The following is a 21,014-nucleotide window of genomic DNA, read 5'->3' on the forward strand; positions in this document are numbered from 1 at the left end:
AAGAGGCCGGGATCCGTACCACTGTGCAGCGCGCCACCTGGAGAATCGTCGGCGCCGGCGCGGGTGGAGGATTCGCGTGGAACGTACAGCTTCCGGAGATGTGGCGGACAACAGCGGCATGTCCGATGCGTCCGTTGCGATCGCCGACCTGCCGTCGGCCTCCGGCGCGCACTGGGCCAACCGGGACTCCGACGCCGACCGGCGGCGTCCCGGCGCCGCCGCCGAGCCGTTCAGCCGCACGCCGACGTCCGGCGCGCTCCCGGGTGACTCGCCCGCAACACCGCGTCAGCGGGCCGGCGGGTCGGCCACAGAGGACACCGGCTCGTGGGCGTTCAGCATCGCGCACCGCGACCACGAGGCCCCAGACAACCGTACGGGCGGCGGGTCGACGTCACACGGCCCGCAATCCGGGCGGCCTCATCCGAACGACCGGCCGGCGACGGCCGAGCACCCGCCCCGGCGCGGTGCGGGCGCGGAGACACTGCCCCGCCGGGTAGTCGGGGCCACCACCGGCGACCTGCCCCGGCGTGTTCCCGGGACTGCGGCGGGCGACACTCTCCCCGCCGTTGCCGGGTCAGCGCCGCACCGCCCGGCGTCGCCATCGCGAGCCGGCAACCCGGGCGACGGGCGCACCGGGCACGGTCCGTCCGCGGAACTGCCCCGACGGTCCCCGGAGACGCCCGCCGACGGAATGCGGGAGGCCCGCCGGTCCGCGAATCCGGCACACGGCGCCGGTGCACCCCGACGTGACGAGGCGGGATACGCCGCCCCGGCGGGTCGCGAGGCGCCGGAGCCCCCGTACGGGCCGGCGCCGCCGGCCACCGGCGGCCGGGTCTCGTTCGGCTTCACTGCCGGCCCGATCAGCGGTTCACACGCGCGCTCCGCCGCGCCGGAATCCCCGGCACCCGTCCTGGCGCGCCCCGGCCCGATCTCGCCCGCCCCGGTCGCGCAGCCCGGCCTTCCCGGCCTGGTCGCGCAGCCCGCTCCCGGACCGGTCGCGCAGCCCGCTCCCGGCACGGTGGCGCAGCCCGTTCCCCGCACGGGCACGAAGCCCGAACGTACGGATGAGCCGGATCCGACGCCCACGCCGGCCATCGGCGACATCGTCAACGGCCCCGGGCGTGAGATCCGGCCACACCGCGCGACGCGCCGCGACGCGGCCGGCCGCAAGGCCGAGGGCCGCGCCGCGGATCGCCACCAGGGTGATGGCCGTAAGGGCGGTCGTAAGGCCGAGGGCGCTGCCGCGGATCGCCACCAGGGTGATGGCCGTAAGGGCGGTCGTAAGGCCGAGGGCGCTGCCGCGGATGGCCATCAGAGTGGTGGTCGTCAGGGCGGTCGTAAGACCGAGAGACATGCCGGGGACAGCCACCAGGGTGATGGTCGTCAGGGTGGCGGTCGTGAGGCCGAGGGGCATGCCGCGGACGGCTACCGGGGTGATGGTCGTCAGGGTGGCGGTCGTGAGGCCGAGGGGCATGCCGCGGACGGCTACCGGGGTGATGGTCGTCAGGGTGGCGGTCGTGAGGCCGACGGGCGCGCGGCGAATGGGCATGCGGGTCGGCGTGCGAAAGACGGGCGTAGCGAAGACGGCCGGAACACGGACGGCCGGAACACGGACGGCCGGGTCCTGCAGGGCGCAGGAGGTTCCCCGGCGCGACGGCGATCCCGGGCCGCGACGGCCGCGGTCGTCGCGCTCGCGGGCGTCATTCTGCTGGCCGGTTCGGTCGCCGGTGTCGTCTTCTTCTCCGGCTCGCACGGCGACATCACCTCGGTGCTGCAGCTCGGCGCCGGTTCGGCGGACCGCCGCACCGCCACCGCCCCACTGGACGGCCGCACCGCCGCGAGCCTTGACGTCGTAGCCGGGATCGGGCGGCTGACCGTACGCAGTGAAGACCTCGGCGACCAGCTGTACCGCATCACCGCCGCGGACGGGTCGACGAGCCTGCCCACCCCGGTGCTCACGGACGACCAGGTCCGGCTGCACGTGACTCCCGACGGCAACGGTGACCCGGGCGCGGTCGACGTCGTACTGTCCGCAAAGGTCCGCTGGACGCTGCGCTTCACCGGCGGCGCGGACGAACAGGTGATCGACCTCAGCGGCGGCCAGGTCGGCGATGTGGCCCTGACCGGGGCGGCCCGCAAGGTCTCGCTGACGTTGCCCAAGCCCGCCGGCACCGTCGCGGTACGCGTGGACGGCGCCCTCGACGAGCTGTCCGTGAAATCGCCCGGCGACGCGCCCGTCCGGGTACGCGTGGAGAGCGGGGCGAAAACCGTCACTGCGGGCACCCGGACCCTACGTGACGTCGCCCCGGGCTCGACCCTGACCCCGCGCAACTGGCAGGTGCCGGACCGCTACGACCTGGACGCGGCGGCCCGGATCACCCTGCTGCGCGTGGAGGCGATCTAACCCGGCCGGCGGCGCGCCGGGACCCGGCGCGCCGCCGGACCCGGCGCAGCGGCTCAGGCCAGTACGCGCAGCCGCACGGTCTGGTTCATGGCGCGCAGCTGCTCCAGCACCTCGTCGGTGTACCCGCCGCTGATGTCGGTGACCAGGTAGCCGTACTCGCCGCGGGTGGTGAGGAGCTGACCCTCCACATTGACCTTGTGGTCGGCGAGTATCGAGTTGACCTGGGCCAGCACGCCCGGGGTGTTGACGTGCACGTGGCCGATGCGGCTCATGCCCTCCTGCAGCGGCAGGGCGACGCTGGGCAGGTTGACGCTCAGCGTGGTGTTGCCCTCTTGCACGAAGCTGGCGAGCTTGTTCGCCACGAAGTTGCCGATATCGGCCTGGGCCTCCTCGGTGGACCCGCCGATGTGCGGGGTGAGGATGACGTTCGGCAGCCCCCGCAGCTCGGAGAGGAACTCGTCGCCGCGACCCTTCGGCTCCTTGGGGAAGACGTCCACCGCGGCGCCGGACAGGTGACCGCTGGTCAGGGCCTCCCGCAGGGCGACGTGGTCGACCACGATGCCGCGGGAGAGGTTGAGGAAGATCGCGCCCTTGGTCATCCGGGCGAACTGGTCCGCGCCGAAGAAGCCCGCATTGCCCGGGCGTCCGTCCACGTGCAGGGTGACGATGTCCGAGGATTCCAGCAGCTCGTCGAGGCTGCCGCAGCGCCGGGCGTTGCCCAGGGCCAGCTTGTCCGCGGTGTCGTAGAACGACACCTGCATGCCGACGCTCTCGGCCAGCACCGACAGCTGGGTACCGATGTTGCCGTAGCCGACGATGCCGATGCGTCGCCCGCGGATCTCGTGGCTGCCGTCGGCCGCCTTGTCCCAGACCCCGGCGTGCATGCCGGCGTTCTTCTCGGTGAGCCGCCGGGTCAGCGCGATGATCTCGGCGAGTGCCAGCTCCACCACGGAACGGGTGTTGGAGAACGGCGCGTTGAAGACCGCGACCCCGGCGCGTGAGGCGACCGGCAGGTCGATCTGGTCCGTACCGATGCAGAACGCGCCGATCGCGACGAGGCTGTTCGCCGCTTCGAGCGCCTTGGCCGTCACCCGGGTTTTGGAGCGGATCCCCAGCAGGTGGACCCCGTCGATCCGTTCGATCAGCTCGGCCTCGTCGAGGGCGTTGCGGACGGACTCGACCTCGTAACCCTGGGCTTCGAGCCGGGTCACCGCGTCGGGATGAATGCTCTCCAGCAGGAGGACTCGTACCTTGGCTTGGTCGATCATCAGTTTCCGTTTCGTGTGCGGTTGCGCCGTCCGGGCCGCCACGCCGAAGCCCAGCTCACGGCACACCAGCGTAGTGCCCTGGGCGAGCGGGCCCGTCGGGGTGTGCCGGATGTCCCATGTTGCTCACTGGGTGAGACGCCCGTGTAGCCACGGCAGCAGCGCGTCGCCCTGAGCGCGCTGGAACGCCCGTACCGTGGGAATGCCGGGCGGCGGCGGCTGCCGGGCCCGGTCCACGAAGTAGCCGGCCAGTGCCGCCATGATCGCGGTGGCCGCGCGCGGTTCGAGGCCGGTCAGCAGCGGCGCCGGGTCGCCGCCGTACACGATGACGTTCTCCGCGAGCAGCACGGTGTCCAGCCAGTCCGGGCCGGTGCAGCCCCACGGCCAGTCGACGAAGATCACCGTGCCGTCGGGGCGGAACAACATGTTGTCCGCACGCACGTCGCAGTGGCACAGCGTGTCGCCGTCGAGAAGCGTCAACGCCCACCAGGCGTGCGCTCGCAGCTCGTCCACGTGGGTGCGGGCCCACGGGTCCAGGTCGGGCGGCGGGTCGGCCGCCACTCGATCCCAGCCGGCGAAGTTGTCCTCCATCCGCTCCCGGGCGGTCGGCAGGCCGGCCACGGGGGAGGGCGTCAGGGCCGTGGCCAGGTGGCGCAGTCCGCGTACGGCGGCGCCGAGCTCATCCGCCCGCCACGGGGTGTGCGGGTGGCGGCCCTCGATGTCCTCCAGGACGAGCACGACCCAGTCGCCGTCGTCGTAGCCGCCGAGATACCGGGGCACCGGCGCGTGCGGGGGCAGCGCCGCGCTGATGCGCGCCTCCTGCCGGGCCAGCTCGGTGGAGCGCTCGTTGAGCGCCGGGCACACCGCCTTGACGAACGCGGCCGTGCCGGCGGCGGTGCGGACCCGGTCCGCGGTGCCCGGGGAGAATCCGCCCGGCTGTGACGTGGCCGTGACGACCGGCGAGCCGAGGATCTCCGTGACCGCGGCCCGGACGTGGGAGGGCACGTCGGCCCACCCGATCCGGACTCCTACGGCAGCGACCATGCCGGGATCTTGGCAGGTCGGCGGGCTGTGCGACACGGACTTTCTGTCCGGGGCCGCTGGTTCTGGCACTCGGCCCGGCGTCGGTCAGCCTGCGGTGGAGCGGGCGAACCGGTAGTGCGCGACCTCGGTCGGCGGCACCCGGGCGGTCACCGCGTAAGCCGCGGCCGTATCGCCGCGCAGGCGCTCCTCGCCGGGTACCGTCCAGGGGGTCGAGATGTGGTGCACGCGCAGTCTGGGCGCTATCTCCTCCCTTGCGTTGCGGATGACCTATCGGCCCCTACCGGCGAATTCAGCCGACCGCAGCTGCCTCATCGGGTCCGCCGCGTACGGCTACGCGACGGCACCCGGCAGACACGTCAGGTCGGGCCGACGGCAACCGATGGTAGGGCGATTCAGCTCACACTCCGATGGGAGCCGACGCCATGAGGTTCACAGGCTTGACCGCCGGCGTAAGGGGAGCCGCCGTGGCCCGGTGGTTCCGCAACCGGCCCATGTACACCAAGATCCTTATGGTCGTGGTGGTGCTGGCCGTGGTCGGCGGCGGCGTCGGGGCGTTCGCGATGGTGCAGATGGCGCGGCTGAGCGGGATGGCGCAGGACCTGTACGCGAACAGTGTGGTGCCGAGCCAGCAGCTCGGGAAGATCGCGGTGGACATCGGCGACATGCGCTCGATCGTGCTGAATCACGCGCTGTCCGACACGCCCGGTGCCATGGATCAGTACGAGCAGGCGATGAAGGCCGGCGATATCACGTTCAACAAGGATGTGGCGGCGTACCGCGCGACGACAGTGGACGCCGCGCGGCTTGATTCGCTCGTGGCGGCGTGGCAGCGGTACCGCACGGTGCGCGACACCGATTTCGTCCCGGCCAGCCGTAATCACGGTGACGTGGGAGCGATCCGGGACCACTCGCTCAACCCGGTCGCCGATTCGGCCATGGCCGAACTCGACCAGCTCATCGCGGCCGAGAACGATTCGGCCACCGCCGCCGCGGCGGATGCGCACGCGCGGTACGTCACCGCCCGTACCGTCACGATCGTCGTGCTGGCTGCCGGGCTCGCGCTCGCGGCGCTGTTCGGAACGCTGGTGGCCCGGGGGCTGGCCCGTCGCGTGCGGGCGTTGTCGGCGGTGATCCGGTCGATTGCGGATGGTGATTTGACGGTGAAGGCGGATGTGGATGCGGGTGATGAGATCGGTGTGATGGCGGGGGAGTTGGATCGGGCTGCGGGGACGTTGCGGGCGACGATTGGGCGGATCGGGGGGAGTTCGCGGAGTTTGGCGGGGTCGGCGCAGCAGATGGCGTCGGTGAGTGCGCAGATGGCGATGGATGCGGAGTCGGCGAGTTCGCGGGCGGAGTTGGTGTCGGCGGCGGCGGTGCAGGTGTCGGCGAATGTGGACACGGTGGCGGTGGCGGCGGAGGAGATGACGGCGTCGATCCGGGAGATTGCGGGTAGTGCGACGGATGCGGCGGGGATTGCGCGGGGTGCGGTGGGTGTGGCTGCGGCGGCGAATGCGACGGTGGCGAAGTTGGGGGTGTCGTCGGGTGAGGTGGGCAAGATTGTGAAGGTGATTACGTCGATTGCGGAGCAGACGAATTTGTTGGCGTTGAACGCGACGATTGAGGCGGCGCGGGCGGGTGAGGCGGGTAAGGGTTTCGCGGTGGTGGCGTCGGAGGTGAAGGATTTGGCGCAGGAGACGGCGAAGGCGACGGAGGAGATTTCGTCGCGTATTGCGGCGATTCAGTCGGATACGGGTGCGGCGGTGGCGGCGATCGGGGAGATTGCTGCGGTGATTGAGCGGATCAATTCGTATTCGGACACGATTGCGTCGGCGGTGGAGGAGCAGACGGCGACGACGAGTGAGATCGGTCGGAATGTGGCGCAGGCTGCGGTGGGGACGTCGTCGATTACGGAGACGATTGCTGGGGTGGCGGAGGTGGCGCAGAGTACGACGGTGGGGGTGTCGGAGGCGAATCGTACGGCGGAGGAGCTGTCGCGTCTGGCGGGTGAGTTGCACACCCTGGTCACCCAATTCACGGTGTGACCCTGTCCCTGCGCCGCACGGCACGTTTGCGTACGTTGCTGTGCCCGTGGGGCCGAACCTCCACAGAGGGTGACTGTCGCGGTCGGCCGGTCATCCCGGGAACTTCTTGATCGGATCACCGAAACTGCTGCTCAGCACTGTCCACGGCAGATCATGATGACTGTCGTGTCTCTGACAGCTCGTCAGCGAAATAAACACCCTCGGTAGGTACGGATCCCTCCGTGGCGGTCTCTTCCAAGAGGTGCCACGGCAACGGGCCGTGGGTGTGCGTGAGAAGGGATCCACATGCCAACCACGAAGAAAGCACTCGTCGGGGCAGTCGTCGCAGCGACCGCGGCTCTGGTGACGCTGAACGTCGGAGCGGCGCAGGCAGCCGAAGGGGATGGCAAGGCAGCGGTCCGCCCGTCCGGGGTGCGGGTGGACGCGTCCCTGTCGCCCGACCGGGCCGCGAAGGCCCACGTGGCGGCGACGCCCGCCGCAACGGCCGCGCTGGCTTCGCTCCAAGCGCGGATCGCCCGTTACGCAGCCGCCAGCGGCGGTAAGTACACGTTCGGCAGTTTCATCGACTCCACCACGGGCCGGATCGTCCTCGATACCAACGCCCCGGACGCCGTCGTGTCGTCGCTGACCAATCTGTCCGGGGCGTCCCTCGCGACCCGCGACGCCGTCTCCCAGATCAAGGTCAGCCGTGCCGCGATCCGGGACACCTTCAGCCGGCGTGACGACGTGCCGGCGTTCTACGGCGGTGGTGGCATCACGAACGGCAGCGGGATCTGTTCCTCCGGCTACGCCGTCCGCAACGGCGCCGGCACGGTGTTCATGACGACGGCCGGGCACTGTTTCGCCACCGGTTCCACCGTGTGGACCGAGTCGTTCGGCCGCGTGTACGGCTCGGTGTCGAACCGTCACCTGCCCACCGTCACCGGTGAGGCGTACGACGCGGAACTGATCGGCGGCCAGGCGTACGCCGGGCGGATCTTCACCGGCGGGGTGACCAGCTCCACCAGCACCCGCGTCGTGGCGGCCGGTACGGCCTACGTCGGCTACAACGCCTACTGCGCCAGCGGCCGGACCACCGGTGAGACCTGTGGCCACACCGCCACCAGCATCAGCGGCCAGGTCTGCACCCAGACCGGCTGCAAGTCGCCCGTCATCGTCTACACCGGTGGGACCCTGCCGCAGGGCGGCGACTCGGGCAGCCCGTTCTACGCCAAGGACGCCTCGGGCAACGCCTGGATCCGGGGCAACGTCATCGCCTCCGGCAACGGCAACGGGTACGTGGAGCCGTGGACCACGATCTCGCCCCGGATGGGCCTCAGCATCGTGACCGGCTGACCTGAATCAGTACGCGGATCGGCCGGGAACCGTACGCGGTTCCCGGCCGTTTCGCGCGTCAGTGCAGCTCCAGCGGCCACGGGCCGCCCTGGGACGTGGCCGTGGGCGCGTCGTCCGGGGTGATCGCGACCCGGGCGTACATCTCGTAATCGCCGGGGGGCAGCCGGTCCCCGCCGGGCTCGCACGACATCAACGTCGCCGCGGCGGGAATCTTCCTGCTCTGCCCGGCCGCCAGATCCCAGCGGACGCCGACGGCGTCCTGTGGCATCGGCTCCGTGACGATGCGCCCTTTCCGCACGAGGAACAGGTCCGCCTGGGGCGCGCCGACGCCCTTGACGGCCGCCTGGCTGGTGACCTCGACCAGGCCGGACACGGTCTGCTCGTTCGCCGCGACGCTGGTGGGGAATCGGCCGGTCACGGTCAGCGCCGTCGCCGCGGGTGCGCGCACCGGCTGACCGCAGCGCGGCGCGGTGTCGTCCTGAGCCGGTACAGGTTCCACGGTTGTCTGCTCCTTCCGAGCCATCTCCGGCGGAGCGGTCCCGGGCTGGGAGGCCGCGGCCGCGGGAGCGGCGGGCTGCTCAGTGCCCACGTTAGGCCCGCCGCAGCCGGCTGTGGCGACGACGGTGGTGAACAACGGCACCACCCAGAACAGGTACGACCGGTCACGTGCCATGACAATCCCCCTCCGTACGGTGATCTACGCAGGGTTGGACGTCCGCGGCAGCCGTACGGTTCCGGCTGATTTGTCCGACGTCTGCGCGAGGTCCCGGACTTCGTGGGTCCTCGATCGCGATGGACGAAAGGAGCTGTGCCTGACGACGCGCCGCCGCCCGGCCCGCCCCCGCAGATCCGGCCATCGGCCCAGACGGGTCCGCCGCCCGGACCGGACCGGGCCTTCGATCGGCCGTCGCCCGGCGACCCGGTCCGTGTCGCTGCGCCGCCCCCGTTTCCGCCCGCACCTCCGGGCCTCTATCCCACGCCGGATGATCCGCTGGTCAGCGCGGACTTCGGGGGCTGGTGGAGCCGCAGTTTCCGGCTCCTGAAGGCCGTCTGGCGGCAGGCCGCCATGGTGCAACTCCTCTGGGTGGGGCCGGTCGTCGTCGCTGGAACACTCGCCAGCTTCTTCCTCGGCAGCACCTTCACCGATGTGGTCAACACGCCGGCGGACGTTCAGCCCGACTGGCACCCTTTGCTCCGGTCGCTGTACTTCCTGGTCCCGCTCGGCCTGCTGCTCGGCCTGCTCGGCGCGCTCGCGTCCCTGGCCATGGCACATCTGGTGGTACAGGCCGCCGTCGGCCGGCCGCCGTCGGTCCGGCACGCCCTGCGCCACGCGGGGCCACGCGTCCCCGCGTACATCGGATGGGGTTTGCTCGGTGGTCTTCTGACCATGGTCGGCTTCGTCTGCTGCATCCTGCCCGGCTATTACGTGGCGATCGTGGTGATGATCCTGCCCACCGTGGTGCTGCTGGAACGAGGTCGTGCGGTTGCCCGCTGCTTCCGGCTGTTCCACGCGAGCCCGGGTGCCGCGCTCGCCCGCCTGGCCACAATGATCGGCCTCGGTATTGCCATCGGCATCGTGCAGCAGGTGATTCTCGGCATCGTCACCGCGCCGCTCGGCTCGTTCAGCACCGACCGGATGGCGGGGGTCGCGTTCCTCGCCGTGATGACCCTCGGGGTCGTCCTCTCCGCCATGTCCCAGGTCGTGCTGGCCCCGATGAACGTCACCGCATACGCCGACATGCGGGCACGCCACGAGCCGTTCTCCACCGCCTACCTGACCCCATGACCAGGGCCCTGAATCCCTAGTGGCGGCGGACGGGAGCGGGCTCGGTGGTGGCGACGACACGGTTCCGCCCGTCCCGCTTCGCGGCGTACAGGTTGCGGTCGGCAGTGGCCAGCGCCACTGCCTGGTCGGCCGGGACCGATTCGCTGACCCCGGCCACGCCGATGCTGACGGTCACCGGCAGTTCGCCGGTCACTGCCCGCCAGTCGTGGTCGCTGATGGCCTGCCGGACGCCGTCGAGCTGACGGGCCGCCACGGTCACCGGTCTCGCGGGCAGCACGAGGAGGAACTCCTCGCCGCCGAGCCGCGCCGCAAAGCCCTCCGGCGCGACAGCGGCCAGTCCGGTTTCGAGCAGCTTGGCGACCTGGATCAGCACCTGATCGCCGGTGGCGTGGGAAAGCTCATCGTTGATGCGCTTGAAATGGTCGATGTCGGCGATCGCCACCACCAGATCCGGGTCCGCGGCGACCAGACCCGGCAGTTCCTCGTCGGTGTAGCGGCGGTTCCGCAGCCCGGTCAGCGGATCGCGGCGCCCCTGCTCCCGGAACCGCTCCGCTTCCACGCGGGCTTCGGCGGTTTCGAACTGGACCCACCGGGTCTGTGCCTTCGCGTCGGCTTCCTCGGAACGCATGCTTTCCTGTGCAGCCATGAACAGTGCCTGCGCCGCGACCGCCGCGGCGAAGTCGCCACCGGCGGCGTGCAGCTCGGCCTGTTCCTGATGCACGCGCAGCATGACCTCGGTCAGCTTCCCCTCGGCGCACAGCTCGCGTGACGCAATCAGGCTGGCCTGGGCCCGGTCCAGCTCACCGAGTCTGCGCTGCGCGCAGGCCAGGGTGAGCAGGTAATGGGCCAGCGCTTCAGCCCCGTTGTGGGCACCTGCCTCGTGCCGGGCAATGGCCAGCAGCATCGTCTGCTCGGCCTCGCCGTACTCGCCGTACTCGATCTGGATCGAGGCGACCGTGTCGAGATCCGCGGGGTAGAGGTCGATGCCGTGCGCCTCGGCGTGCTCCAGCAGACGGCCGACCACCTCGCGGGCGCGCGCATACTCACCGGCCTCGTACTCGCTGTAGGCCCAGTTGTTGAGTACGCGCGTCAGCATCTGCCGCTGGTGGAGCTCGCGGGCCAACTCCTCGGCCTGGCCGAACCGCAGCCGTGCCGCGGCCAGGTCTCCGTTGTCAGCGAGCGCGTCCGCCAGCTTGGCGCGGTGCCAGACCTGCATGTGCGGGGAGGCGGTGTCGTCCAACAGTTCGACCGCGCTCAACGCGTGCTCCAGGAAGTTCGCCATGTCTCCGGAGACCCGTTCGGCATAGGCGCATTGCAGGTGCGTGCGGGCCTGGAGCCGGTGATCGCCGTGCACAAGTGCCCACTCGTGGATGCCGTCAATCGTTCGCTGGGCGTCCTCCGCATGGTCGCCGGCGCGGACCAGCATGGTGGCCTTGAGAAACCTCGCCCGGACGACGAGCAGCTCGTCGCCCAGGGCGACGGCCTGCCGCTCGAACTCGGCCGCGGCGGCAAGGATGGCCTCGGAGTAGTCGATGACTTCGTCCTCGAGTGCCAGCAGTGCAGCCGACAGTTCTCCGGCGCCGATCGCGCTGCCGTCCATCAATCCACCTCCACCCGGACCCTTATGGCCCTATCGGCATCCCGGGCAGCTGGCTGAACAACAGGCGGAGAACCGTGGTCCAAGGGGGTCGGCGGCGCGGGTCGCGGCCAGCGTTCACCATTACTCTCAGTGATCCGCTGCGCAGGGTCTCGATCTCACCGCGACCGAGCTTCGAGCCCTTGATGCGAGGACGTGGAGCCACGTTGGCTCCACGAAATCTCGTGGTGATCATCGATCAAGCATCTGACCTGGGCGCGCCCGGCAGGATTCGAACCTGCGACCGACGGATTAGCAAACCTGCCGGGCCTGTCGAATCATCCAACCTAACCGCTCATCATCGTGAACAGGCAAAACGCCCGCATAAGAAGATGGTCGTCTCAGCCGTGATCAGTGGTGTTCATCGACGGTAACGGCGGTGACGGGTAACAAAGTGGGTAACCAACTGGGCCACGTCCTTGGGGCATTTGGCGCGATATGGCTGCGGTAGAGAGTGCGGGCTCCAAGTCTCCCCGGCGCGTGGTGGTGATCCCTCAGGCTTGCGTTCCGGGGTCCGCCTCACGTAGTCGTGATCGGGTGCCCACTTTGGTGCGAGCCCCGGCCGCTTGGCCGCCTGACGCCAGCTCTGCGCACGTGAGGTGATCTTTCCGGGGAGCAATCCAGCATGCCAGCATGGTGACACATCGACATGCTTCAGCTACATTGAGTGAATGCCGAGTAGAGTCTACTTCTCTGACTACTTTCGCGTATCTGAAGACGATCTCGATGCGCACGGGGCGTTGAATATCTGCTTGGTGTCCGATCTGCCAATGTTCATTGACCCGTTCTTGTTGTTCCAGAGCAAGAAGCCCGAGTATCAACTGTTGCATAAGTCTATAATCAGCTACCTGGTCTTCTTGAGGAGCCGCGCAGAACTCGCGACGCGAAACGAAGGTCTTCTAAAGGAGTGGTTCTACTTCGGCGAGGTCAAGCAGAACTGGTTGGGGTTTTGCTTTTTGGGAAACCAGGGTCGCGGACCTGGGATGAAGTTCGCAGAGTCGCTCATCCGGAATCTTAATGTTTTCGTTGGCGGGCAGGAATCCGTCCACTTGGAGCATATCCGACTGGTCGATGATGGGGTTGGTCAGGACGGAGTTAGCGACTTCGCTACAAATTTGATCAAGAGATACCTGCTGGAATATACGCAGGACTTCGCTCGCCAATACGTTGCGCCAGACTTTCGTCGCCGGTTCGTAGTTGAGCGAGTGGACTTTGACTATGGCACCGAAACCTGGGTTAGCGGTACGTTCGAGCTGCCATTCTTGGACCCGCAGAAGGCTGGGATCTCTGTCAGGAAGGGGAAGCGGCGTGCTGATGCTGGCGACTATGTCCTACTTACGCCTACGGATCTCCTTTCCCGTAATGACACCTTCATCAACCGCGAAGATTTGTTGCGGAATTTCGACAAGGTAGTGAAGTCTTGTGAAAACGAAAATCTTCGCGCCAAGATTAATGAGTACTTCAAAAAGATGCTGATGGAGATCGAGGGCGAAAATCCGCGCTATGAGGCGATAGTTCAGACGCTGTGGCGATTCCCTGATTTGAATGAGCTTTATCTCAAGCTCAAAGAGCGCGAAGCGCAAACTGCCGGCAGGCAAAACAGAGACGACGTTGATTACATTCAAACGGTTTTTATCTCAAGGGTGCGCCGGATTATCGATGAGCTGGAGCAGGTAACCGACTTCTATTCATACTCGCCTGACAGCCATGATGAGGCGCTCAAGCGGGTACTGGCGTTTAAGCGTTACGTCGAGGATCAAGACGAATACCGTGTAATAAATAGGCGGGGTAAGCCTTTCAGCGATGAGGCTGAAGTTCAGTTATTCTTCGGGCTAATCTGGTATGGAACTACTTTCGATGTGAACCGAGAGCCTAATAATGGACGTGGGCCAGTGGATTTCAAGGTTTCTTATGGGCGCGACAAGGCCCTTGTTGAACTGAAGTTGGCTAGCAACACAAAGCTTGAGATGAACTTGAAGAATCAGGTGAGGATTTACGAGAAGGCCAATCAGACCCAAAAGTCAATCAAAGTAATCATTTTCTACACTGAACAACAGGAACATCGGGCGTGCGAGATTCTCAAGAATCTCAAGCTCGATAAGGATCCAAGCATTGTCATGATCGACGCTCGCAACGACAATAAGCCATCTGCTTCGAACGTCAGGTAGTGGAAAACTAGTGTTCTGCGGCGTCCGCAAGCTCAGCCACCCCGTAGGCGTTGAGCGCAAGCAACTCGTCGATTAGATCAAGTGCCTCGCGACGGCCCGTAGCAGAGGTTGACTGCGCATATGCCCTGAACACAAGCTGTCCGACCTCCCGCGCATCTCCAGCCGCGCCCGTTGCTATGTTGCCAACATCGACACCATGAACCTCGACAAAACGCCGAGCGCACGCAGTTACGAGTGCGTCGACACGATCTGGCGCGCGTTCGAGCGTAATCAGCAACTGAGGCACGGCATCAGAGAAAGTTTCGGACGAAATGAGAGCGCTCAGGACGCGGGTGAACGGGCGCAATCGCTCATTGCGGAGGGCGCCAGCGACTTCTGCCGCTGCCTTGCGCACGTTTTCGTCGCCGTCATTGGTTAGGCGCATCAATGCATCCTCTGCCACAATGACATTCGTCGAAAACGCCAGTCGGTGGGCGCATACAGCCGCAACGCCCCGTCGAGCTGCGGCGTCCGGGCTCGCGAGGACCGATGCGAGCAAATCCTCTTCACCCCACTCGATACCGGCAAAGGCTGCCAACGCACCGCCGCATTGCCGGACTTCCGCGACCTGCGCGCCCAGCATCCGTGGGATAAGCCGCACCACGAGGGTAGAGTCACCGTTCCCGATATATCTAATGAGTCGCTGGACGGTGCCGACCGCAAGTAATCTGTCATCACCCTGGATCAGCAAGTCGAAAGCCTGAATTGCCTCTGGGCGCGCATGACGGAGGCAGGCTGCGATCACATGGGCAACGCACGATCGAACTGCTATAGATGAATCTTGAGCCATCCGGCCCAAGACGGGCACTACCAGTGACGTGCGGCTCCCATCGGGATCGTAAACAAGGAGATCTCCCAATGTGAGAGCAAGGCTTCCGCGCGCTGTGTTAATTCCATTCGCATAGATCGCCTCGTCAAGACTTTCTCGTTCACCCGTTTCATGGCTGGGCCATCTGTCCTCCGCTGGGTCTTCGGAGGTCAGAGCTAGGTCGATTATTGTTGAGACAATGTCGGCGGGGACGTCATTCTTCAGATAATTGCGGCGAATCGGCCACCCAAGCCACCGGTCATTTGGGGCGAGCCGAAGTGACGCTATGTGGCGCATTGCCGCAAATATTGGAGTCGGATCGGGAAGAGCCTCCGCGTCACCCAAACCCATCAAGATTGCTTCGGTGTAGGCAGGGTTGACGTCGCTACTAAGACGCAGCGTCATGGTGGCGAACCGCGCAGGATCGTTCGACACTTCGCTCTTCAAGAGCTGCGACAACTCATGGGAGCCGCCTCGGAACGTCTTAAAGTCCTCTCTGTCCGCCTTGTGTTTTGCCATTGCACGCAACCAGTCGTCGTCGGACATGCGCTGAGCCGCCTCTGGCGCTATAGGCGACTGGACAGCACGCATCTCAATTGGTTCCGGCGCTTCGGGCTGTTCCACATTGACGAGACGTCTCAGTTCACCCAACCTGCGCCGACCCGTGGAGGACAACCTCGACTCGTCCATGACCGATAGCAGGCAGAACATATACCAGCCGAAGTTCTTCTTCTCCCACGGAAAGCGGAGGCCGAGGATCTCCTGCTCCAGCCGGCTGAACCTCTCGGCCGACAGGTGTGGGTTAATTGCCTGGATGAGTTGACGAGTCGTCCAAACCCCGTTCGACATGTAACCGCTCAGGAACCTAGTAGTACCCCCACCGAGAAGGTCCGCGGCCCAATCGGCATAGTACTCTGCGGCCTCTCCTCGCAGCCCCTCGTATAGGAGCCATTGGGCTGCGTCGTGTTGGTCCGCTGCCAAAGTCTCAAGTAGTGGCTTTGCCGCCTCAGGGTCCGACCCGGCGAACCGGCGAAGAGCGTCAGCGGCGCTAAAGAGGATCGCGTCTTCAAGTTCGTGGAAGTCACTGTGTGGGATGCGGAGGCCGAAATGAGCGTCCGCCAGAAGATGGTCTTTGAATTCCCGTTCCGTCACTCGCATCACTGCGAGTAGGTACGGCGTTAGCATCTCGCAGAAGATTTGCGGAGCGCCTTCCGCTGCCTGCGTCGTTAGCCTGATGATTGCGTGATCGCGGTCAAGGAGGGATACGACCTTGCATGAGTCATCTAATGTCATAGCGTCTGGACGTAGAACGAGGTGTACTGCAAGCAACTCAACTGCCCAGGTCGGCTGGTTCGTTGCTAGGTCGTAAGTAAACATCCACATGTCATGGCCGTACTCACGGATCGTCCCGCTTCGGACTGCGTTGAGGAGCAGATCGAACAAGGGGCGGCTCTCGTGGACGTTCGCAAACCTGACGACCCACATGAGCCAGTTGGCATAGTTCTGAGCCTTCCCCGCGTGTGGCTGGAGAAGCTCAGCCATTCGGTTGGGACGCTCCTTAATTCCTCCAAGTGCAAGGTACATCGCCTGGTTCTGCACTTGTTCATCGCCGCGAGCAAGCCATTCCTCGAACATACCCTCGGCGTCGAGACGCTCGAACCAAGGCAGTGTGCGCAGGGCCAGCCAAATTCGGTCCTCGAACGACGGGTGGGTCTCAAGTATACGGCTCACCGCTTCCCACTCCGCGCACGATGGATCAGGCAGAGAGCGCATGATACCCAAGACGACATCCTTGATATGAAATCTTACACCGTCGTGGGTGAGTAGCTCTTCGACTTCGTCAACGAAGCGTTCTGGCTCCGACGCTCTGAGATAGTTAAGGATCTGGCGGACCTGGGAGCGTCGGAACAGTTCCTGTTCGCTCCCAAGGAGGAACTCGACAATCGTCTGACTCCGGTTCATCCAACCGCGGGTAAAGACATAGCCAAAGAATGCCTCATGAAAGAACGCGATCTGCTGACCATCTCTGGTAAGTACATGTTCGGACACCAGTACGCCAGCATCGACGGCCAAGTTGTCTCGATCGAGAACCGAGACATTCACCGAAAGTCGCTGTCGTGAGCTGATCGCCTCAGACACCCGCTCGGTAACCTCGGCGAATCGGGTTGCCGCACGCCGCTGGGAACAGTCAACCATTTTCCGATCCCAGAAAGCATCGAACAGATTGTCCGGGGTCTGGAACGACAATGCCCCAGCTTCATCCGCGACCGTGTTCAGTAGGACGAGATGCAGAGGAGACCGAAGCAGTGCTATTTGCCTATCGGTCAGCGCTGTTGGGTCGAGATTCATTCCCCGAACGGCTTCTGTGACCTGTGATTCGGACAGCTTCTCAACCTCGACTCGGGCGGACCGCTCGTCCTTCACCAGTTCCCGTATGCGGTGATCGTTTTCGATGTCGAACTTCCGACATGCGAGCAATACTCGCATGTTCGGAAACGCAGAGGCTTCTCTTATCGTGTCTGCGATGGCGTCAAAGCTACGTGGCATACGCCCGGAAGCGAGGCTAACGGCGTCGAGCTGGTCGATTACGAGAACTGATGGGCGATCACCTGCAACGACAGAGAGTGCCGTAACTGGAGAGACAGCTAGTCCGAGTCTCTCACCAAGCTCTGCGGTGGATGAGAAGGGGTCGAGTCGGTCCAACCGGAAACTGAGAACGGCTACTTCCTTTACGCCTAACTTTCCCGCTGCCTGCTGCAAGACAGCACTCTTGCCGTCGCCTGCGTCACCAGTAAGGAGTAGAAGTCGATCCTCACCGTCCAACAAGTCAATTAGCTTGGTCGCTTCATCACGCACGATCGCAGGGTTGAGAAGCTCTCGTTCAATCCCTGTTGTCCATCCTGCTGTGATGGCTGTAACGCGCTCAGCTATCGTAGTCGTTCTCGCGTCTTGTGCTCGGCGGAGTCCGTACTCGGGCAGGCTTGCCTCAATGGCTGCGGCATCGAGTTGGACGCCGAGGTTCTGCTCGACAAGATCGCCGAGACCGACCGCGGCGAGTCGGCCTGTTGCGCCCTCCAGTAACAAGCCTGCGAGTGCGGCGTTCATGTCGTTGATGTTCCGCTCATCGGGCCACTCGATCCAGAACCCGCGAAGGACAGACCATGCAACTTCGGCCGACCCGAAGATGGCGGTAGATGCTAGCTCGTCAAACGGGACCTTTAACTCTCCGGTCATCCAGTGCTTGACGAAAGAGTCCAGATCAGAGGAGCGTCGGACCCTGTCGGTCAATTCCTGCAATGGACGTGACGGAACCCCGGAAACGAAGTGGAATCGGCGGCCCGCCTCCACATGTCGGCGGGCGTTCTCCCAAATACCCTTGTCTTGAAGTGATTTGGGTGTCCAGCTGTTGGCGTTCCCGTTCTGGCGCTTCAATTGGTGAACTTGCACCGAATCGCCGCGACGAAAAGTGAACTCCGCCCCTTCCGCCAGGTCGTCGATATCTTCAACCGTGATGGAGTCGGCGGCACCGGAAAGCACGCGTAGGACGTGCTGTACTGTCCACGCGCCCTCATAGCGATTACCGAACTTATCAGTCTCGCCGCCAGGACGTGGGCTCACGAAGTCTCTCCGAGAAGATCCAGAAGCGTGGTATATTTGATCATTAGTTGTGGCGTTTGACTTGTTCAATCTACATTTTGACAGCTTCACGGATAACGATCAAGGCAGCGAAAGGCCCGTCCTGGCCTGCCTCTCCCCCTACGCGCAGGGCGTCGCAGGCGACGCCCCAACGTTTAGATGAGGTCAAATTCCCCCTCCTTGGCCCGCTGACAAAGATGGACTCCTTGAACTCCGAGGCGTCCATCTTGCCTCGCAGGATGTCAGCCGCAGCGAACAGATGCCGCTCTAGCTGCGGTAACGTCAACTTCCGCACGTGATCCACTCTCCGTCCGCGCGTCCGTGTTTGGCCACGCAGCGCCTGGCGTAGGCCGTGCGCGCAGCGCGCGGGCGAATGCCACGACCTGGTGACTAACCGGCCTGCGTAGAGCCGGTCCGGGCTGCCGCGCTGTGTCGTGACCTGGGCCTAGGCGCTTGCACACCCATGACGGCGCCCATCCAGAGCATGTCTCGGGCACGGGTCATACCGACGAAGAGTTGCCGCTTCGCCAGGGCGAGGCGGTCAGTGTCGGCGAAGCTGCCCGTCCCCGCGCCTCGTACGTCTCGATCGTGGCGTGGGAGAAAGACGTACTTAAATTCCAGCCCCTTGGCCCGAAGGAAGGTGCCCACTTTGACCTCGGCGGTCGGTTGTCCGTCGTAGTCTTCGAGGTTGCTGTTCGGGATGCCCGCACGGGTCAGTAAGCGCCGATAGTAGGCGACCTCCTTCTTCAGGGCGCAGAGCACGGCTGTGTCACCCAGCCGTGAGTCGTCAGGTGAGGCGCCTGCGAGCGCGGTCAGGGCGGCGATCATCGCCTGATCATGCTCCTCGGCTGTGGCTGCATCGACTCTGACCACGCTGCCTTCGTGGTAGCTGGTCTCGACGGTCGGCCCGGTGGTTACGACGGTGCCGTCAATGTCGTCGTAGGGTTGATCTTCGAGGATTTTGAGGGCGGCGTTCAGGATGTCCGCCCCGTTGCGGTAGTTGACTTTGAGAACTTCCGCGCGGCCACCCCGGATATCGATGCCGGCGTCACTCAAGCGGAAACCGCCGGGGTAGACCGCCTGCTGACCGTCTCCGATAAGCAGTAGTCCGTTCGGGGCGTCTCCGACGAGCTGGTGCAGGAGACGGATCCCGACCAAGGGGAGGTCCTGCACTTCGTCGGCGATGACCGCGGCGTACCTCGGTTGGACGGGTTCGCTGCACGCCGCTGCCAGAGCGTCCGTCAGCACGTCGGTGAAGTCGTGTACGCCACGATCGGTGCGCAGCCGTTCGTACTCCTCGTACAGCCGCCAAGCAGCTTCACGGTGGTTGTGTCGCAACGCGGTCCGGCGGCCCGGCCGCGTAGCCGTGTGGTACCGGCCCAGGTCAGTGATGCCTCGGCCCTTGATGACGTACGTGATCTCGTCGTGCCAGTACCGTGGGTTCGGTTCAAGCTCCTCCAGAACTGTCCCTCTCCCGACGCGTAGCCAAGCTCGCGAGAAGCAGCCTTCGGTGACCTGCGGATCCAGCCGGATCTTGACGCCGCGTTCGTCGAGTAGTGCGAGTGCCCAAGCGTGGAGGCTGGAGAACTCCACCCGCTCGACGACCGCGGGGGACAGCCGAGCAAGGAGCTGCGCCTGCACTCGTGGCAGGTTGCGCACGAACGTGACGTACAGAATCTTGCCGATTGTGTGCTCGGCGAGCCATACGGCGCGGTGTAGGCCTACGACCGTCTTGCCGGTGCCCGCCGGCCCGCTGATGCGCGCCGGCCCGTTCCACCGGCGCCTGACGATGGCGAGCTGGTCCGGGTGTAGATAAGTCATCCAGCTCTCGATGGGGCGCGCCAGCGCCGACCGCTGCTCAGCCTCAGCGATGGCATCGACGTCGAAAAGCGATTGGGGCTCCGGCTCCGAAGGGTGGTCCGACTCTTCCGCGGGTTGCTTGTCCAGGTTGGGATTGTCGTAGGCCGGGAACCTGGCGGCGAGTCGCGAAGCTACTCGGCCGGCCTGTCCCGCGGTGAGCCGTCGCGGCAGAGCGGCCAGCCAAGGAGCGACCTCCTTGACACCTCGAAGGAAGACGGTACCCACCTGCTGATCAACTTGGTGGCTGGCGAAGACCATGACGGATGCCGCCGCGGCGGGTGCCATGTCGAGGATGGCAAGTTCGTCTCGGACCCTTTGGGTGATTGCTCTCAGTTTGTTGATTTCCTGCTGGCGATTCTCCGTGCCGGCGTGGAGCTGGCCGTCCACGACTGTCGGCGACGGCCGCCAGTTCTTGACGTCGATGACGAAGACGCCGCCGGGGCCGACCAGAATCATGTCGACGTTGGCGACTGCGTTGCCTGGCCAGCGGCGGTCGACGAGGAGGGTCCAGCCAGCGCCGGTCAACGCGAGGAGGGCGGCTGCTACACGTTGTTCCCCGGCCGCGGCTGCTTCGTATCGGGACGCCACGGCTTGGGCTTGGCGATACCGTCGCATGAGTTCTGCCGCGTACTCACGCTCACGCTGCGCTCGACTGTTTGCTGATCCCCCTGCAGGCACAGACGACCCTCCAATGAAGACGTTCGATTGCGATCCTAGAACGGCGTTCAACGTTCACGAATTGCTTACAGAAGTCGATCTTTGGTGTGTCGCGGAGCCAATCGCGTCGAGGCGGATTCAGTCCTGACTCCGGTCGTAGGCCATGCGGCACGCTCGTGAGGAGCACCAGCGCGCATTGCCAGCATGCTTCTCGTCGTGATCGCGCAGGATCTGATCGGCGAGGGTGTAGTAGTTGCGTTCAGCTCGCCTGGCGCGGTTGAGCAGGTCCTGCCAGTCGTTGCTGTCGTAAGCGTCGGCCAGATTCACTCGATCC

General features: G+C 65.4%; 13 protein-coding genes. 5 read left to right on the top strand and 8 right to left on the bottom strand.

Translation table 11 applies throughout. The features are described from left to right. Nucleotides 1–76: 76 nt before the first annotated feature. Nucleotides 77–2,404 (top strand): hypothetical protein, encoded by a 2,328-nt coding sequence (locus ACMCNK_RS29460; protein WP_412739595.1) that lies wholly within the window; start codon nucleotides 77–79, stop codon nucleotides 2,402–2,404. A 53-nt stretch (nucleotides 2,405–2,457) separates the two neighbouring features. Here ACMCNK_RS29460 and serA read toward each other — a convergent pair whose 3' ends face one another. From serA to ACMCNK_RS29475, 3 genes are all read right to left on the bottom strand, one after another. Next, complete coding sequence (serA, locus tag ACMCNK_RS29465; protein WP_412739596.1) at nucleotides 2,458–3,672, bottom strand: phosphoglycerate dehydrogenase; 1,215 nt, start codon at nucleotides 3,670–3,672, stop codon at nucleotides 2,458–2,460. 123 nt (nucleotides 3,673–3,795) lie between these two features. Continuing rightward, the gene (locus tag ACMCNK_RS29470; protein WP_412739597.1) at nucleotides 3,796–4,713 is read right to left on the bottom strand and encodes an aminoglycoside phosphotransferase family protein; all 918 of its coding nucleotides are present in this window, start codon (nucleotides 4,711–4,713) and stop codon (nucleotides 3,796–3,798) included. Between the two features lie 84 nt (nucleotides 4,714–4,797). Further along, the gene (locus ACMCNK_RS29475) at nucleotides 4,798–4,938 is read right to left on the bottom strand and encodes a hypothetical protein (RefSeq protein WP_412739598.1); all 141 of its coding nucleotides are present in this window, start codon (nucleotides 4,936–4,938) and stop codon (nucleotides 4,798–4,800) included. Between the two features lie 239 nt (nucleotides 4,939–5,177). Here ACMCNK_RS29475 and ACMCNK_RS29480 point away from each other — a divergent pair, with 239 nt between their 5' ends. Next, the gene (locus tag ACMCNK_RS29480) at nucleotides 5,178–6,755 is read left to right on the top strand and encodes a methyl-accepting chemotaxis protein (RefSeq protein WP_412739599.1); all 1,578 of its coding nucleotides are present in this window, start codon (nucleotides 5,178–5,180) and stop codon (nucleotides 6,753–6,755) included. A gap of 285 nt (nucleotides 6,756–7,040) precedes the next feature. Beyond that, nucleotides 7,041–8,090, top strand: a complete 1,050-nt coding sequence (locus tag ACMCNK_RS29485; protein ID WP_412739600.1) for a hypothetical protein — start codon at nucleotides 7,041–7,043, stop codon at nucleotides 8,088–8,090. A gap of 58 nt (nucleotides 8,091–8,148) precedes the next feature. Here the strand turns inward: ACMCNK_RS29485 and ACMCNK_RS29490 are convergent, their stop codons facing one another. Then, entirely contained in the window at nucleotides 8,149–8,763 is a 615-nt protein-coding gene (locus ACMCNK_RS29490) for a hypothetical protein (protein WP_412739601.1), read from the bottom strand. 135 nt (nucleotides 8,764–8,898) lie between these two features. Here ACMCNK_RS29490 and ACMCNK_RS29495 point away from each other — a divergent pair, with 135 nt between their 5' ends. After that, nucleotides 8,899–9,876: a hypothetical protein gene (locus ACMCNK_RS29495; RefSeq protein WP_412739602.1), complete on the top strand. Its 978-nt coding sequence runs from the start codon at nucleotides 8,899–8,901 to the stop codon at nucleotides 9,874–9,876. 16 nt (nucleotides 9,877–9,892) lie between these two features. Here ACMCNK_RS29495 and ACMCNK_RS29500 read toward each other — a convergent pair whose 3' ends face one another. Continuing rightward, a complete protein-coding gene (locus tag ACMCNK_RS29500) occupies nucleotides 9,893–11,476 on the bottom strand; it encodes a diguanylate cyclase (RefSeq protein WP_412739603.1) in 1,584 nt (527 codons plus the stop codon). A gap of 707 nt (nucleotides 11,477–12,183) precedes the next feature. On the opposite strand from ACMCNK_RS29500, the gene ACMCNK_RS29505 reads away from it, so the two are divergent. Further along, complete coding sequence (locus ACMCNK_RS29505) at nucleotides 12,184–13,680, top strand: hypothetical protein (protein WP_412739604.1); 1,497 nt, start codon at nucleotides 12,184–12,186, stop codon at nucleotides 13,678–13,680. Between the two features lie 7 nt (nucleotides 13,681–13,687). On the opposite strand, the gene ACMCNK_RS29510 is transcribed toward ACMCNK_RS29505, so the two are convergent. The 3 genes from ACMCNK_RS29510 to ACMCNK_RS29520 all read right to left on the bottom strand — a co-directional run bounded on the left by ACMCNK_RS29510 (nucleotide 13,688) and on the right by ACMCNK_RS29520 (nucleotide 21,007). Further along, entirely contained in the window at nucleotides 13,688–18,145 is a 4,458-nt protein-coding gene (locus ACMCNK_RS29510) for a hypothetical protein (RefSeq protein WP_412739605.1), read from the bottom strand. Between the two features lie 408 nt (nucleotides 18,146–18,553). After that, nucleotides 18,554–20,611 (bottom strand): UvrD-helicase domain-containing protein, encoded by a 2,058-nt coding sequence (locus ACMCNK_RS29515; protein ID WP_412739606.1) that lies wholly within the window; start codon nucleotides 20,609–20,611, stop codon nucleotides 18,554–18,556. Between the two features lie 207 nt (nucleotides 20,612–20,818). Next, entirely contained in the window at nucleotides 20,819–21,007 is a 189-nt protein-coding gene (locus ACMCNK_RS29520) for a hypothetical protein (RefSeq protein ID WP_412739607.1), read from the bottom strand. Nucleotides 21,008–21,014: the final 7 nt, after the last annotated feature.

It is taken from the genome of Krasilnikovia sp. MM14-A1259 (assembly GCF_047159535.1).
Taxonomy (GTDB): Bacteria; Actinomycetota; Actinomycetes; order Mycobacteriales; family Micromonosporaceae; genus Actinoplanes.

What these genes read in the sequence shown, in the direction of transcription:
- serA (WP_412739596.1), bottom strand. Translation starts at nt 3,672, where the DNA reads ATGATCGACCAAGCCAAGGTACGAGTCCTCCTGCTGGAGAGCATTCAT.
- ACMCNK_RS29470 (WP_412739597.1), bottom strand. Translation starts at nt 4,713, where the DNA reads ATGGTCGCTGCCGTAGGAGTCCGGATCGGGTGGGCCGACGTGCCCTCC.
- ACMCNK_RS29485 (WP_412739600.1), top strand. Translation starts at nt 7,041, where the DNA reads ATGCCAACCACGAAGAAAGCACTCGTCGGGGCAGTCGTCGCAGCGACC.
- ACMCNK_RS29490 (WP_412739601.1), bottom strand. Translation starts at nt 8,763, where the DNA reads ATGGCACGTGACCGGTCGTACCTGTTCTGGGTGGTGCCGTTGTTCACC.
- ACMCNK_RS29500 (WP_412739603.1), bottom strand. Translation starts at nt 11,476, where the DNA reads ATGGACGGCAGCGCGATCGGCGCCGGAGAACTGTCGGCTGCACTGCTG.
- ACMCNK_RS29505 (WP_412739604.1), top strand. Translation starts at nt 12,184, where the DNA reads ATGCCGAGTAGAGTCTACTTCTCTGACTACTTTCGCGTATCTGAAGAC.